We start from the raw sequence: 15,329 nt of genomic DNA, 5'->3' as shown, positions 1-15,329 counted from the left end.
TAAAACCTTCTAAAATTTAAATCCAGAGCTTCTTAAAGCCTCAGCAAATTGAGAAATCAATCCTGTATACTTATATGCTCCCCGATCAAAGACGAACCGCTGCTGCAATTTTGTACTAGGCAGACGCTCAATCAATAAAGAAGAAACCTGTTTTATAGTTTCAGCATTGACCCTACCTTTACATACATTCCTAATTTTATCATCCAAAGTAGAAGCAGAAGCTAGGGTTATTCCTTTTGCATCGTTAATCAACTGAACGTAAAAATGTTTATTAGACTTAAATACGGATATACGTAAACGTCCAGCGCTCTTATCGAGCTTCGCTCTATTACGAAGTTTCCTTTTTTCATAGCTACTTAAAAAATTATACAATCTTTTCATTTTAATTACTTCTTTTTATTTACAACCTTACGCAGCATAAATTTGCCTTTTATTACAATACCCTTACCTTTATAAGGATCATATTTTCTAATTTTGCATATATCAGAAGCCACCATATAGACTTTTTGCTTATCCATACCGCGAATCACTAAATGAGTTGGCTTTATACACTTAATCTCAACGTCTTTAGGCACTTTATACTTAATATTATGACTATAACCAAGATATAAAGTCAAATACTTATCATCACATTCTGCTTTATACCCCACACCATTAATCTCAAGATCAACAGAAAAATCATTAACCATACCGTTAATCATGTTATTAATATTACTTCTATAAGTGCCCCATATAGATTTTATTTTATCATAATCATCCCTGCCTTGATCAACAGAAAGTAACAATTGATTATCAACTATCTGACACAGAATGCCACTACACAAGTTCAGCTCTTTTTCTGCCCTAACACTTCTTATTAATACCCTACCATCATTATATTCAACTGAAAGATCAGCAGGAATATTGATAGGTGCGGCACCTATACGAGACATACATTTCTCCTATCATTTAAAATACACGACACAAAACTTCTCCACCAACTTTTAATCTACGTGCATTATAATCGGTCATCACTCCTTTCGGTGTAGATATAATAAAAATTCCAAGACCATTATATGCTTTAGAAATGTCCTTACACTTAGAATAATAACGACAACCGGGCTTTGATACCCTAGCTATATCATTAATCACAGGTAATTTATCATAATACTTCAACTGCACAACAAGCGAAGGGATACTATCACTCTCTTGCTTTTCATAATTAAGAATATACCCTTCCTCTTTTAAGATCTTCAATATAGAAGAATTCACTTTAGAGAATAGGACTCTTGTTTCCCTATGCATTGCCAATTGAGCATTACGTATTCTTGTTAAAAAATCACCAATACCATCAGATAACGACACTATTACACTCCTTATATCACATTTACCAACTAGATTTTGTAACCCCTGGAACTTGTCCAAAAGAACACAAATCACGTAAAACAATCCTACATAAACCAAATTTTCTATATACTCCTCTCGGCCTACCAGTTAAAGCGCATCTATTCCTAATTCTGATTTTAGAAGAATCTCTAGGCAATTTTTTAATCAGCTTACTTTGAGCTGCAAACCTTTTTGCAATAGATAAATCCTTATTATTCATTATAGATTTTAATTCTTCCCTTCTCTCCCTATATTGATCGCATAACTTTATTCTACGAAGATTCTTCTGTATCATGGATTTTTTTGCCATATATATTTTCTCTCAATTATCAAAAAAAGGGAATTTAAGAGCCAGTAATAATTCCTTTGCTTCCTTATCACTAACTGCACTTGTTATAATATTAATATCCATACCTCTAATTTTACTTATTTTATCATAGTCTATTTCTAAAAATGATATATGCTCCTTGATACCAAGGGAAAAATTACCATGACCATCAAATTGCTTCACACTGAACCCTCTAAAATCTTTTTCCCTTGGCAAAGCAATATATATTAATCTTTCTAAGAATTCATACATTTTATTTCTACGCAAAGTCACTTTACAACCTACAGTTGCACCTTTTCTAATTTTGAAACCAGAAATAGATTTTTTTGCAAAGGTTAACACAGGCTTTTGCCCAGCAATCAAATGTAGATTATCAAATGGCTCATTTATCGCTTTATTGTCCGTAGCAGCATCTCCAACGCCCATATTGATACACACCTTGACAAGTTTAGGCACTTGCATTACATTGCTGTAATTAAACTTATCCTTTAAGGATTTTACTATATTATCTTTATACAATTGTTTAAACATATCAACCTAATCTATCACTTCTCCAGAAACTTTTGCAAAACGCACTTTTCTACCATCTATAATCTTAAATCCTACTTTAGTTGGAGTTTTACACTTAGGATCCAATATTGCAACATTGGATACATCAATAGCTAACTCTTTATTCAATATACCACCACCACTACCAGCTCTTGATTTAGTATGTCTCTTACACACATTTACGCCAGAAACAACTACTTTCTTTTTAGCATCACGTATTATAACTTTGATTACCTTACCAATTTTTCTCTTATCTTTACCAGTTAAAACTATAATATCATCACCACTTTTTATTTTAGCACTCATTATAAAACCTCATCAGCTAATGACATTATTTTCATAAAAGAACCAGATAACAACTTTTTTACTGGACCAAACACTCGAGTGCCAAGTGGTTCACCTTGATCATTAATTAAAACCACAGCATTGCTAGAAAAACGAATTACAGAACCATCAGATTTCTTAACACTATTTTTTACTCTAACAACAACTGCTTTATATACTTTTCCTTTTTCAACTTTACCTTTTGGGTTAATAGACTTAGTAGATATAATAATCGTATCACCTACAGATGCAGATTTCCTACCACCTAACAAGCCAATACAAAGCACTGCACGCGCACCAGAATTATCAGCTACTTCTAACAATGTATTTTTTTGAATCATATAAATACCTATTCCTTTTTAGCTATTGATAACAACCCATTTTTTAGTAACAGAAATAGGCTTATGTTCCTGTATTAAAAGCCTATCTCCCTTTTTGCAACTATTATTCTCATCATGTGCTGTATACTTCTTGTATTTTTTAATAACTTTTTTATACAGCCTATCCTTATACACTTGTAACACCGAAACCTTTACAGTCTTATCAGACTCAGCATTAGTTACGACACCACAAAAAACCTTCTTAGGCATTTTTTCCCTCTCTCTTTCTTCTATTTAATACAGTTAGACTACGAGCTATGCTCTTTCTTATTAAGCTAAAACGCGAAAAATTGTTGCACTGGCCCAGCTTTTTTTGAAAAGCCAAATTAACAAATTCTTTCCTCAAATTCACAAGAAGTTCATGTAATCCTTGTGAAGATTCTGATTCAAATTTAACTATATCCATTGCAACTCCATTCAATTATGATTAGATATAAATTTACACTTCATAGGAAGCTTAGCAGTCGCTTTTTCAAGCGCCAATCTTGCTAAATGCATGGGAACATCACTACTAATTTCAAACAAAACCCTACCGGGCTTAGCTTTAAATACCCAAAATTCAACACTACCTTTCCCTTTACCCATACGTACATCTGCTGGCTTTTTACTAACCGGGGTATCAGGAAAAATTCTTATCCACACTTTACCAGAGCGTTTTAACGTTCTAGATATTACGCGCCTTGCAGTTTCAATATGCTTAGACTGAACCTTACCTACTTCCATAGCTTTTAATCCATAATCTCCAAAAGACAGCATGCTACCACCCTTAGCATTACCCTTGATTCTCCCCTTAAATACCTTTTTATATTTACTCTTTTTGGGAACAAACATTTCAATATACCTTAACTACCAACATAAACCCAAACTTTAACTCCTATAATACCACATATAGTCTTCGCTTCACAAAAAGCATAATCTATATTAGCACGCAAAGTGTGTAAAGGCAAACGACCTTCTTTGTACCATTCAGTACGAGCTATTTCAGCTCCGCCAAGACGCCCAGAGCAACTTACTTTAATACCCTCAGCACCCATCTTCAAACAATTTTGAATAGCTTTTTTCATCGCTCTTCTACATGAAATCCTTTTTTCTAGCTGATGTGTAATACTCCTTGATATTAAAACTGCATCTATTTCAGACTTTTTAACTCCTACTACATTCACTTCGACACTACTTTCTACTTTTTTAGCTATTTTTTGCTTTATCTTCTCAACATCCAAACCTTTCTTACCTATTATAACCCCAGGTTTAGAAGAATGTATTATTACAGACACTAAAGTAACTGTACGCTCTACAGTTACTTTAGAAATACCAGCATGCTTAAAGGATTCATTTATATAACTGCGAATAAATAGATCTTGATGCAATTTCTGTTTATAATCGTCCGTAGCACACCAAACAGAATCCCAGGTATTACTATTTATTTGCAATCTAAATACTTTAGGATTAACCTTCTGTCCCATATTTTTACACTTTCCTTATTAATTTTCCATTTCTATAAATCATACAATTTCTTTCAATTTTATAGTTATATTACTATAAAATTTGCTCATTCTATTAGCCCTACCCATAGCTTTTGGATATACTCTACGCAAAGTAAGTGACTTACCTATTAAAATTTCCTTTATATATAAATTATCAACGTTCAATCCATAATTATTTTGAGCATTAGCAATTGCAGAATTCAACACCTTCATTATAAAACCGGCAGCCTTTTTTTCACAAAATCTTAATTGTACATTAGCAAAAGAAACTTTTTTATTACGCACTAAATCAGCAACCAAATTTAATTTGCGAGGAGTTGATCTTAAGACCTTAGAACCAGCCTCAACTATTATATCCCTATTTTTCATATCAATTGCCTACCTTCTTGTTGCCTTTTTATCACCACCATGCCCAGTAAATTTACGAGTAGGTGAAAATTCACCGAATTTATGACCTATCATATTCTGATTATCAACACTAACAGGAATGTAATCTTTACCATTATAAACAGCAAATTTTAAACCCAAACAATTAGGAAGAATTACAGAAGCCCTGGAATGAATTTTTATCACCTTATTAATAGAACCCTCCTTTAAAGCTCTCTGAACTAATCTTAGTACAGATGGGTGTAAAAAAGGTGGTTTCCATACAGATCTACTCATAAATTAACCTTTCAATTTTTTTATATACTTATCACTAGATTTATTTTTTTTCCTAGTTTTGTTTCCTTTTGTTGCAACACCCCAAGGAGTAACAGGATGACGACCGCCAGAAGTTTTTCCTTCTCCACCTCCATGAGGATGGTCAACCGGATTCATTGCAACTCCACGTACAGTAGGTCTAATCCCAAGCCACCTACTTCTCCCAGCTTTACCCAACTTTCTATTCTTATGATCAGGGTTAGATACTACACCAATAGTAGCCTTGCAAGAAGATAAAATCAACCTAATTTGACCAGACCTGAGTCGTAATAAAACATATTGGCCATCGCGACCAACGATTTGTGCATAACAACCAGCAGCTCTAGCAATCGCAGCACCATTACCTGGCTTCAGCTCAACATTATGAACGAAAGAACCAACAGGTATATGCTTGAGTAGTAAACAATTCCCTGGCAAAATATCAGCATCATCTCCAGCTGTCACAACATCACCAGGCTTCATACCTTTAGGAGCTAATATATAAGATTTAATATCATCCTCCTTATATGATACTAATGCTAAAAACCCACTTCTATTTGGATCATACTCTATTTTCTCAACTACACCCTGATCACTTCTATTACGTTTAAAATCTATAACTCTATACTTCTTCTTGTGACCACCACCCCTGTGACGAGTTGTAATTCTACCATGATTATTTCTTCCACCACTGGATTTCTTACCAAATACAAGAGACTTCTCTGGCTTATCTTTTGATAAACCAACTTTACTTATTAATATAGTCCCACGAGAAGACGGAGTAACAGGATTAAAAATTTTCATACCCATATTAAACGCTCATTATATCTAATTTTTGACCATCTATCAAAGAAAAATAAACCTTTTTTCTCTGTTTTTTACAACCAACCACACCCCTGAAACGTCTATATTTAGGTTTAACTCTAATAACATTTATAGAAGAAATTCTGACATTAAATAAAGACTCTATTGCCGATTTTATTTGACGCTTATTTACATTTACAAAAACATACAAAGAGTATTTATTAAACTTCTCTCTTAAAAGAGAAGCCTTTTCTGTGATTACAGGAGATTTTATTATATTATTATATTTAATCATAACAATCTACCTTCAAGATGCTTTAAAGTGTCTTTTGTTAACATCACGCATTCATGATTCAATATATCAAAAACATTTAACCCAATAGGTTTGATTAAATCTACATAATGCAAATTTTTAGCAGCACGTAACAAATCATCTCCATAATCACCAACTATTAAAAAAGAAGAAAATTTAAAATTTTTAATATATTCACACATTTTAGATGTTTTCTTCACATCAACATTTAAACTATCAAGAACAATAACTTGATTATTTAAATATTTTAGAGATAAAGCAATTTTCAAACCAAATTTACGTACTTTTTTATTAAGAGAATAAGCATGACTCCTCACAACAGGACCAAAAATAATTCCACCACCTCTAAACTGAGGAGATCGCAAGCTCCCCTGTCTCGCCCTACCGGTACGTTTTTGACCATACGGCTTAGCTGTTGTACCAGAAACATCACTGATACCCTTTGTTTTATGAGCACCAACTCTTCTCTTTGCTAATTGCCATCTCACTATATCATGCAAAATACTCAATTTTTGCTTGGCAGAAAATATCAAGGGATTAAGCTCAACACTACCTACATTATTATTAGATAGATCAACTAATTCACATTCCATAACTAACTCACCAAATTATTAGCATCATCACTCATATTCAACAGCAGACCTGCTGGAAAAGGAACATCTTTATGTAAAGGCTTTTTAACTGCATCTCTCACAAAAACATAAGAGTTTTTAAACCCAGGAACATTATTACCCTTTACAGCAATTATGCTATTTTCATAATCAATGGATAATATTTTCATATTCTGTACAGTTACTCTGCTATTACCTAAATGACCAGCCATTTTCTTCCCCTTGAATACTCTACCAGGATCTTGACATTGACCAGTAGAACCTTGTGATCTATGAGCAATAGAAACACCATGAGATGCCCTAAGCCCACTGAAGTTATGCCGCTTCATCACACCAGCAAACCCTTTGCCTAAAGAATAACCCGTAATATCAAGATATTGACCAACTACAAAATGATTAACCCCCACCTTTTTACCACATTGTATTCCGAATAGATCAGTTAATCTACTTTCGTATAATTTACATTTATTATTTATACCCTTTTTCTTTAAATATTCCAACTGAGGTTTTGCTATTTTTTTTAAATCTCCTGTGCCTAAAATGACTGAACTGTAGCCACATTCATCTTGTCCTTTTATATCGATAATATAAGTTTCGCTGAGATGCAATAAGGTTACAGCCATGCGACTATTATCAAAATACATAGCAGTATGGCCAACATTCATCATTAACAAACCAATTCTCCTAAGCGAATTTATTCTCTTCATTTTCTTTTCCTAAATATTAACCTTCCTTAACCTTTAAATCCACTTCTACACCAGCAGAAAAAGATAAATCTGCAAGCATCTGCATCATAGTAGAAGTAGGATTATGTACAACAATTAACCGCTTAGAAATTCTCATTTCAAATTGCTCACGAGATTTTTTATCAACATGAGGAGACCTATTAACAGTAAGTTTAGAATCTTTTCTTGGCAACGCAATCGGACCAGATAAATCTGCATTAAACTGCTTTAATTGATCAATAAACTCGCGAATACACTTTTCCAACAAAGAACAATCGAAAGCTTTGATTCTAATATATATATCTTGCTTCATCTTAGTTATTATACTCATTCTAAAATTTCCGAAACAACGCCAGAACCAACAGTTCTACCACCTTCTCTTATCGCAAAACGTAATCCTTTATCCATTGCTATTGGTACTTGCAACTCCACTTCTATACTTACATTGTCCCCTGGCATTACCATCTCCTTTCCATCTAGCAATTTTATGCTCCCAGTTACATCCGTTGTCCTTAAATAAAACTGTGGCTGATAATTTCCAAAAAATGGTGTATGCCTTCCTCCTTCTTCTTTCTTCAATATATACACCCCCGCATTAAATTTCTTATGCGGGGTTATTGTCCCTGGTTTTGCCAATACTTGCCCTCTCTCCACTTCTTCTCTCTTTGTTCCTCTTAGTAGTATTCCTACATTGAGTCCTGCACTTCCCTTATCTAGCAACTTCTTAAACATCTCAACACCAGTACATGTCGTCTTTTGCGTCGCTTTCAGACCTATTATCTCTATATCATCCCCTGTCTTTATCTCCCCCTTCTCTATTCTTCCTGTTACTACCGTCCCCCGGCCCGATATTGAAAATACATCTTCTATTGGCAACAAAAACGGCAAATCTACAGGCCTTGGAGGTACTGCCACATACTCATCTAACTTCTCCATCAATTTATCTATTGATTTCTTTCCATACTCACTACTATCATCCTCTAATGCTTTTAACGCAGACCCAACTATCACAGGCACTTCATCACCTGGAAATCCATACTTACTCAGCAACTCTCTCACTTCCATTTCTACCAAATCTATCATATCAGCATCAGCAACATCAGCTTTATTTATATATACCACGATATATCCAACACCCACCTGTTTTGCCAGCAATATATGCTCTCTCGTTTGTGGCATCGGCCCATCAACCCCTGACACTACCAATATCGCTGCATCCATCTGTGCTGCACCTACTATCATATTCTTTACATAATCAGCATGTCCAGGGCAATCAACGTGTGCATAGTGTCTCTTTTCTGTTTGATATTCAACATGCGCTGTTGCTATTGTTATACCTCTCTTTCTCTCTTCTGGCGCTTTATCTATTTGATCATATGCTACAAAATTACCATAATGCTTTGTTATCGCCGCTGTTAACGTTGTCTTCCCATGATCCACATGTCCTATCGTTCCCACGTTTACATGCGGCTTTCCAAATGCTTCTACTATCGCTGTCATAATTTTAACTCTTCTACCTAAAATACAAATACATCAACAAATAATATGTTGATTTTATATAAATACAACAAAAAAAGAGCGGATAGTGGGAATCGAACCCACGTCACTAGCTTGGAAGGCTAGAGCTCTACCATTGAGCTATACCCGCACAATGGAGGAGGTAGGATTCGAACCTACGTACGCAATGCGGACAGATTTACAGTCTGTTACCTTTAACCACTCGGTCACTCCTCCACAAAAATCTGTTAAGAGAACACTACCTTAACTTAAGTTTTATTATTCCTAATATTAAACATCCAAATCCAAAAGATCAAGTAATAAAAGCTAATCTAACTGATTTCAGTTAGATTTTACTTTTATATAACAAAATATTGTCAATAAAACGCCCAAATAAATAATGTGAATCATGTGTACCTGGCGCTTCTTCTGGATGGTATTGAGTAGAAAAGACTGGGTAATCCTTCATCATTATCCCCTCTACACTATTATCAAATAGAGAAATATGAGTAACTTCAACGTTACTTGGAAGAGAAGCTGAATCAACAACAAAACCATGATTTTGGCTAGTTATCTCAACTTTTTTACTCTCCAGATCATAAACTGGATGATTACTCCCTCGATGACCAATATCCATCTTGACAGTCTTTGCTCCCAAAGTAACTGCAAGTAATTGATGGCCCAGGCATATGCCAAAAACTGGTATTTTAGATTTCACAATAATTTCTATTTCTGAAATTACACTCTCTCCTATCTCTTGTGGATCACCAGGGCCATTTGAAAGCACTATACCATCTGGATTCATGCTTAATATTTTGTGAGCAAAACCTGTATCTGGTTTGACTAATTCAACCGTACAATCAAGTTCTACTAAGCGTGAGATTATACTATTTTTTATACCGAAATCAACAATTACAACCCTATATTTTGCATTAAGAACGCTTTGAAAGTTATTACTTAAACTGACTTTCTTAGTTATTTCTATTCCATTTACAGATTTGTATTTCTTCAATTCATCTAATATATGTGCCTCACTTGACGGACATATCATTCCATTTTGAGATCCATGTTTTCTCAAATATCTCGTCAAAGCTCTAGTATCAATTCCCGATATCCCAACTACATTATTTTTCTCCAACCAATCATTTAAACTAATATATGAAGAAGAGTGAGACATAGGAGAAAGTTCACGCATAACCACACCACTTGCAAAAACTTTTTCTCCTTCATTATCTTTGTGATTTATTCCAACATTACCAATATGAGGAAAAGTGAACGCTATTATTTGATCAGCAAAAGAAGGATCTGTTATAGTATGCTGATAACCTGTCATACCAGTGGTAAAACAAACTTCACCTATACATTTGCCTCTTTTACCTACCGATTTTCCCAAAAAGTACTTGCCATCTTGTAAAACTAAAGCTGCATCCTGCATTTAATTCTCTCAACTCATTTAAAATATTATATAAGAATTTTAAATTACAAGTAAGCAAATACTAAATTTCCCTTTAAGTTTATATAAAATTCAAAATTATAAGTAGCTTTCTTTTTTTATTATTTAGCAAAATTATAGCAAACTTAACTTGTGTGAATAGGCAATAGTCATTACATTCATACTTCATGTTATATAAATTCACATGGATAGAAAAACTTGTCTCATTACAGGAGCATCATCTGGCATTGGAGAAAGTCTAGCACGGTTGCTCATTAAAGATCGATGGTTTGTGGTTGGCATTGCAAGGCGCACTGAAAAACTGGAAAAATTAAAAGAAGAATTAGGTAGTAATTTTTTACCTATAACATGTGATGTAAGCAAAAGTGAAAATATTAAAAACTCGTCTGATTTTTTAAAAAAGCAAAATATTATACCAAATCTCTTTTTTCTTAATGCAGGATGTGGCGAAATAGAAGATAAGTTTCATACCAACATTCATAGAAAAACATTTGAAACCAATTATTTTGGCGTTATCAACTGGATTGAAGAATGGATTCATCATAATTCCTTGGCAACTTTTGCGGTTATATCTTCTCTTGTTGCTATGCATGCAACACCACATGCTTCTGCATACTGTGCCAGCAAAGCAGCACTAAAAAGTTGTTTTCAATCACTAAAAATCCAATATGCTAACAGTAGCACAAAGTTTATCACCATAATGCCAGGGCCAGTAAAAACAGATATGTTTAAGTCTAATAAACCACTTCCCTTCATATGGGAGCCAGAAAAAGCTGCAGCATATATTTTAAAAAGTATATTTAAAGGAAAGAAAGTTATAGCGTTTCCAATTTTCTGGCGGTTATTTTTTCATATTTTACAAATTCTTCCCACTAAAATGACTGCAAGAATCTTACGATAATCACCAAATCTACCATCTTGTAAAGCTAAAGCTCTTCAAAACTCAATCGCAAGCTTCTCCACACAAAAACATCTTGACTATCGCATGTTTCATATTATATGAATAAACTGTTAATGGAGGGTTGCAATGCCTAATAATACAGATCAGTCTAAAAAAATAAATGAGAAATGGTTATTTATAGGAGGTGCTTCACTGTTTCTTGTAATAATGCTACCATCAATTTTTCTCTTAGCAAAAATAGCTATGATGTTTGTTATAATCTCAACTACAGCAATAGCAATAAAAATTGCCTCAAAAGCAATATCAAACGTTTTAGAGGATAAAGAGAATCAATCAACACAAAATAAAATTATAAACCTAGCTATTGGAGCAGTGTCCATACTTGCAGGTGGGATATCATTACTTATTACAGCAAAAGTTGGTTTCATCGCAATATGTTCAACTATAGCTATTTTAGCTCTGTATGAATATATTAAAGATGAAAAAATAGGTAAGGATATAAATGATAAATTCGATGAAATAGCTAATAATACAACTGAGTTTTGCGTCAACAGCATTGAAAAACTTATTCCATCACAAAGTTGTGAAGTGTAATCTTTTGTTTATAAATTTTTAGATGCATGGCTAACGTATAAACACTGAAATCAGCACTTCCTTTCTTGTTATCCTAGTAATGGCTTCCATCATCAAAATGTTGTATTACTTTTATACTCGCAAATCTAACTGGATTCCAATGCTGGAATGACATTACCTTGAATGGAAATCGGTGCGTGATGTACATCTGTATAGAGATTAAATATGTCATTCAGTTTGTTATCATTCTAGTACTGCCATTCTATAGGTAACAGCTGTACCTGGGTAACCGTTCACGCAATGGCGTCAACTTAAGAGCCTTCATTAGCAGACTCTCCTAAAGACATGATGGCGTTTAGGCTTATCAACTTTGTCCATTCACGGTATAAGAAAGTAGTTTACAAAAATTGCATAATTAGTATAAAAAACAATAAACTAGATAGATGAGGGGTTGATGATAGAGGTGCTACAAGAAAAGATTGTGGTATTGGAGTCAGAAGTTGGTACTCTGAAAGCAGAGAATGATAAGTTAAGGACAAAAATAATTGAGCTAGAGGATAAGCTGGGTTTAAATTCAAAAAATTCATCGCTGCCACCATCGCAAGATGTATATCGCAAAAAGACAAAAAAGAAGAGCGATAAAAAACCAGGCGGGCAGCCAGGACATGAAGCGCACAAGCGGGAATTGATGGTAGCAGATGAGGTGGTAAAATGTTCAATTGATACAATTTGCATGTGTGGAAGCCAAGTTATTTTAGAAGAAGAAACTGTGCATCAAAAGGTTGAATTGCCAAAAATTAAACCGATAGTGACTGAATATAGGCTACAAAAAGGCTACTGTAAGGCGTGTAAGAAAAGGATCTCAGCTAGTCTGCCTGAAGGTGTGACAAGGGATCTTTTAGGAGCTAATGCAAAAGCAGTAATTAGCAGTTTTAGTGGATTTTTTATCAATTCAAAAAGGGAAGTACAGCAAATTTTGAGCAGCATATTTAATCTGAATATAAGCCTAGGTTTGGTATCAAAGACCGAGGGTAGAGTATCAGAAAAATGTATATCTGAATACGAAAAAATAAGAGAAGAGCTACGGAAAAGCAAGTATTTACATATAGATGAAACAAGCCATAGGAACCAGGGAAAGAAAGGTTGGAGTTGGGTAGTAACGAATAAAACAGCAACACTTATGAAGTTAGTTGGATCTCGCGGAAAGAAGATATTAAAAGGGCTATTGCCAGAGTATGATGGAATAGTTATAAGCGATAGGTATGCTGCGTATAATTACTTTAATCGTGAAAACAGACAGATATGCTGGGCCCATTTAGCAAGGGACTTTGAAAGGTTTTTTTACAGTAAAAATGTTGAAGTGAGCAGAATTGGCGCAGCATTAAAATCGCTGAGCAACAGGGTATTTGTGGTAGATAGAGCACGTAAACAAAACCTGATAGACAATTTAAGATTTTTCCGGTTAATGAGGAAGATTCGAAAAAGGGTGAAACATTTTTTGCGAGAGATAACAAGGGTTGCAAAAGGAACTCAGGCCTCGAGAATGGCTGCCAATATACTACGTTCTGAAGATATGATGTGGAGATTCGTGCGCAATCCTGATCTGATCGAGACAACCAATAACCTTGCAGAACGTCAGGCTAGACGGTACGTCATTTATCGTAAAAATAGTTTTTTCACTTGGTCAGAACGTGGAGAAAAGTTCATTGAAAGAATGCTTTCGATATTTTTGACTGCACGTTTGAATGATCAGAATCCTGTCCAGAAACTACAGAATTTAGTCGCTATTCCTGCCTAATTGGGAATATTCCGTGAACGGTTACGTACCTGGAGCTCCTCTCTTGTCATTCCAGCACTGGAATCCAGAAAACTTAATTTCAAACCAGTACTTTCCCTCTTTTCATCCCAATTTCCAAAATGTTACTCCAGTACTGAAATCCAGCTTTTTTATAACTATCGAAAACACTGTATTACTTTACAAATTTAACTAGATATAATTACTGGCATGGCACGTTCGTAAAATTACGATAAAAAATTACTTGACAAACTCTAATAGTTTTGTTACCATGCACAGTGAAGGTGTTCTAGAGCTCGGAATCTATCTTCGTCTGCAGACTTTTCAATTCAATTAATCTATAATCTTCAGTTAAAATATATTTTAGCTATACTTCGGTCGTAGCTGTATACATTTTTCTCAATCTTTTTTATTAGTGGAGGACTATCATGTTTAAAACACTGAATTACGCATATCATTGACCTACATGTCTTTAAAGGACAGATGGTACCTATGTCCTTTTTATATAAATTATTGTGTTTTTATGTCTTTTTTAGCAATGTCATTTATTGTTTTACGCCCCAGTCTTTTTCAAATATTGCGAGCCCTTGATCAGTAAGTGGATGATTAATTAACTGTCTAAGTATTTTTGCTGGCACAGTAATTGAATGAGCACCGAGCCGTGCAGCTTCTATTACATGTGCTGGACTTCTTACTGATGCAACAAGAACTTTTGTCTTAAAATTATAATTAGAATATATAGTGCATATATCTTCTATTAGCGATAAGCCATCATAGCTTATATCATCAAGGCGACCAACAAAGGGAGAGATAAAACAAGCACCGGCCTTAGCGGCAAACAGTGCTTGTCCAGGAGAAAAACATAATGTGATATTAGCAGGTATTTTATGTTCTGTCCACAACTTTTTACAAGAAATTAATCCTTCATGTGTAAGGGGTAACTTTACTACGATATTACTAGCGATTTTCGCTAACTTAAGGCCTTCCTTAACCATATCTTCATGGCTATCTGCAACAACTTCAACACTAACAGGTCCTTTTATAATAGAACATATTTCGCTTACTAAATCTTCGTACTTATCTTTATGTCCAGATTTTGCTATTAAAGAAGGATTAGTTGTTATACCATCAATGAACTCTTTTAGCTCCTTAATTTCATTCAAATCAACACTATCAAGAAAAATTTCCATATTATTGTCCTATTAAAAACCTATTTTTACAAAATATTGTCATCTTTGAAAAGTATTAAATAAAATCGGATTTTTAACTCAACTCAATTTTCAGTCCGTTAGGAAAGAAAATATTGCACTGAGACACAGTATAGCGCTTTCCTTAATTGGTTGCATTTTATTAACAAAATTAGCATAACCAATTTCTGAAGTTTACTAGCTTTACGTTCAATAGAAATTCTTGCATAGCCTAAAACTTAGTGCTACTATTAGTATAGTAACACAAATAGGTAGTGAGGAACAATAAACAAAATCGACTAAGTTCGAGTTTAGCGCTCGCAATTAAATTCAACTAAAAAGGTTAATATAAAAGGAGT

Annotated in this window: 24 protein-coding genes and 2 tRNA genes; 3 read left to right on the top strand and 23 right to left on the bottom strand. The window is 34.1% G+C overall.

What is annotated here, in order from left to right:
• Positions 1–9: 9 nt before the first annotated feature.
• The 22 genes from rplR to carA all read right to left on the bottom strand — a co-directional run bounded on the left by rplR (position 10) and on the right by carA (position 10,496).
• Complete coding sequence (gene rplR, locus OPR58_RS06275; RefSeq protein WP_052265059.1) at positions 10–381, bottom strand: 50S ribosomal protein L18; 372 nt, start codon at positions 379–381, stop codon at positions 10–12.
• A 5-nt stretch (positions 382–386) separates the two neighbouring features.
• Positions 387–932: a 50S ribosomal protein L6 gene (gene rplF, locus OPR58_RS06270; protein WP_010404706.1), complete on the bottom strand. Its 546-nt coding sequence runs from the start codon at positions 930–932 to the stop codon at positions 387–389.
• A 16-nt stretch (positions 933–948) separates the two neighbouring features.
• Positions 949–1,344: a 30S ribosomal protein S8 gene (rpsH, locus tag OPR58_RS06265; protein WP_264336941.1), complete on the bottom strand. Its 396-nt coding sequence runs from the start codon at positions 1,342–1,344 to the stop codon at positions 949–951.
• Between the two features lie 22 nt (positions 1,345–1,366).
• The gene (rpsN, locus tag OPR58_RS06260) at positions 1,367–1,675 is read right to left on the bottom strand and encodes a 30S ribosomal protein S14 (RefSeq protein WP_007302545.1); all 309 of its coding nucleotides are present in this window, start codon (positions 1,673–1,675) and stop codon (positions 1,367–1,369) included.
• A 12-nt stretch (positions 1,676–1,687) separates the two neighbouring features.
• Positions 1,688–2,224: a 50S ribosomal protein L5 gene (gene rplE / locus OPR58_RS06255; protein ID WP_010404703.1), complete on the bottom strand. Its 537-nt coding sequence runs from the start codon at positions 2,222–2,224 to the stop codon at positions 1,688–1,690.
• 6 nt (positions 2,225–2,230) lie between these two features.
• Positions 2,231–2,548 carry a 50S ribosomal protein L24 gene (gene rplX, locus OPR58_RS06250; protein ID WP_369800742.1) on the bottom strand — a complete coding sequence of 106 codons (318 nt, stop codon included), beginning with the start codon at positions 2,546–2,548 and terminating at the stop codon, positions 2,231–2,233.
• Positions 2,548–2,907, bottom strand: coding sequence for a 50S ribosomal protein L14 (gene rplN / locus OPR58_RS06245; protein WP_007302542.1), 360 nt, complete (start codon positions 2,905–2,907; stop codon positions 2,548–2,550). Before rplN ends, rplX begins: the two co-directional genes overlap by 1 nt.
• Positions 2,908–2,925: 18 nt before the next feature.
• Entirely contained in the window at positions 2,926–3,156 is a 231-nt protein-coding gene (gene rpsQ / locus OPR58_RS06240) for a 30S ribosomal protein S17 (protein WP_265022261.1), read from the bottom strand.
• A complete protein-coding gene (rpmC, locus tag OPR58_RS06235; protein WP_007302540.1) occupies positions 3,149–3,352 on the bottom strand; it encodes a 50S ribosomal protein L29 in 204 nt (67 codons plus the stop codon). The genes rpsQ and rpmC overlap by 8 nt, the downstream gene beginning before the upstream one ends.
• 11 nt (positions 3,353–3,363) lie before the next feature.
• Positions 3,364–3,777, bottom strand: a complete 414-nt coding sequence (rplP, locus tag OPR58_RS06230) for a 50S ribosomal protein L16 (RefSeq protein WP_265022260.1) — start codon at positions 3,775–3,777, stop codon at positions 3,364–3,366.
• Between the two features lie 11 nt (positions 3,778–3,788).
• A complete protein-coding gene (gene rpsC / locus OPR58_RS06225; RefSeq protein ID WP_007302538.1) occupies positions 3,789–4,409 on the bottom strand; it encodes a 30S ribosomal protein S3 in 621 nt (206 codons plus the stop codon).
• Positions 4,410–4,448: 39 nt separating this feature from the next.
• On the bottom strand, positions 4,449–4,799 hold the full coding sequence (rplV, locus tag OPR58_RS06220) for a 50S ribosomal protein L22 (RefSeq protein ID WP_007302537.1): 351 nt from the start codon (positions 4,797–4,799) through the stop codon (positions 4,449–4,451).
• A 9-nt stretch (positions 4,800–4,808) separates the two neighbouring features.
• Positions 4,809–5,093 carry a 30S ribosomal protein S19 gene (gene rpsS / locus OPR58_RS06215; protein ID WP_010404687.1) on the bottom strand — a complete coding sequence of 95 codons (285 nt, stop codon included), beginning with the start codon at positions 5,091–5,093 and terminating at the stop codon, positions 4,809–4,811.
• Positions 5,094–5,096: 3 nt separating this feature from the next.
• Entirely contained in the window at positions 5,097–5,921 is an 825-nt protein-coding gene (rplB, locus tag OPR58_RS06210) for a 50S ribosomal protein L2 (RefSeq protein WP_265022259.1), read from the bottom strand.
• 1 nt (position 5,922) lies between these two features.
• Positions 5,923–6,210, bottom strand: a complete 288-nt coding sequence (locus tag OPR58_RS06205) for a 50S ribosomal protein L23 (protein WP_010404680.1) — start codon at positions 6,208–6,210, stop codon at positions 5,923–5,925.
• A complete protein-coding gene (gene rplD / locus OPR58_RS06200; protein WP_006012216.1) occupies positions 6,207–6,821 on the bottom strand; it encodes a 50S ribosomal protein L4 in 615 nt (204 codons plus the stop codon). Before rplD ends, OPR58_RS06205 begins: the two co-directional genes overlap by 4 nt.
• Before the next feature lie 2 nt (positions 6,822–6,823).
• Entirely contained in the window at positions 6,824–7,546 is a 723-nt protein-coding gene (gene rplC, locus OPR58_RS06195) for a 50S ribosomal protein L3 (protein ID WP_265022258.1), read from the bottom strand.
• A gap of 16 nt (positions 7,547–7,562) precedes the next feature.
• The gene (rpsJ, locus tag OPR58_RS06190) at positions 7,563–7,877 is read right to left on the bottom strand and encodes a 30S ribosomal protein S10 (RefSeq protein ID WP_265023173.1); all 315 of its coding nucleotides are present in this window, start codon (positions 7,875–7,877) and stop codon (positions 7,563–7,565) included.
• Between the two features lie 14 nt (positions 7,878–7,891).
• On the bottom strand, positions 7,892–9,064 hold the full coding sequence (tuf, locus tag OPR58_RS06185; protein WP_265022257.1) for an elongation factor Tu: 1,173 nt from the start codon (positions 9,062–9,064) through the stop codon (positions 7,892–7,894).
• A gap of 77 nt (positions 9,065–9,141) precedes the next feature.
• A tRNA-Gly gene (locus OPR58_RS06180) sits at positions 9,142–9,212 on the bottom strand.
• 4 nt (positions 9,213–9,216) lie between these two features.
• Positions 9,217–9,298, bottom strand: a tRNA-Tyr gene (locus OPR58_RS06175).
• A 109-nt stretch (positions 9,299–9,407) separates the two neighbouring features.
• Positions 9,408–10,496, bottom strand: a complete 1,089-nt coding sequence (carA, locus tag OPR58_RS06170) for a glutamine-hydrolyzing carbamoyl-phosphate synthase small subunit (protein WP_265022256.1) — start codon at positions 10,494–10,496, stop codon at positions 9,408–9,410.
• A gap of 202 nt (positions 10,497–10,698) precedes the next feature.
• Between carA and OPR58_RS06165 the strand changes: the two genes are divergently transcribed.
• The 3 genes from OPR58_RS06165 (at position 10,699) to tnpC (ending at position 13,786) form a co-directional block, all read left to right on the top strand.
• Entirely contained in the window at positions 10,699–11,415 is a 717-nt protein-coding gene (locus OPR58_RS06165) for an SDR family NAD(P)-dependent oxidoreductase (RefSeq protein WP_265022255.1), read from the top strand.
• A 126-nt stretch (positions 11,416–11,541) separates the two neighbouring features.
• Complete coding sequence (locus OPR58_RS06160; protein WP_010407187.1) at positions 11,542–12,009, top strand: hypothetical protein; 468 nt, start codon at positions 11,542–11,544, stop codon at positions 12,007–12,009.
• Between the two features lie 433 nt (positions 12,010–12,442).
• Positions 12,443–13,786 (top strand): IS66 family transposase, encoded by a 1,344-nt coding sequence (gene tnpC / locus OPR58_RS06155; RefSeq protein WP_265022247.1) that lies wholly within the window; start codon positions 12,443–12,445, stop codon positions 13,784–13,786.
• A gap of 542 nt (positions 13,787–14,328) precedes the next feature.
• On the opposite strand, the gene fsa is transcribed toward tnpC, so the two are convergent.
• A complete protein-coding gene (gene fsa / locus OPR58_RS06150) occupies positions 14,329–14,973 on the bottom strand; it encodes a fructose-6-phosphate aldolase (protein WP_007302527.1) in 645 nt (214 codons plus the stop codon).
• Positions 14,974–15,329 lie beyond the last annotated feature (356 nt).

Origin of the sequence: Wolbachia endosymbiont (group B) of Ischnura elegans, from assembly GCF_947251585.1 — a bacterium.
GTDB lineage: Bacteria > Pseudomonadota > Alphaproteobacteria > Rickettsiales > Anaplasmataceae > Wolbachia.
This window is presented reverse-complemented; position numbering and strand designations above follow the sequence as displayed.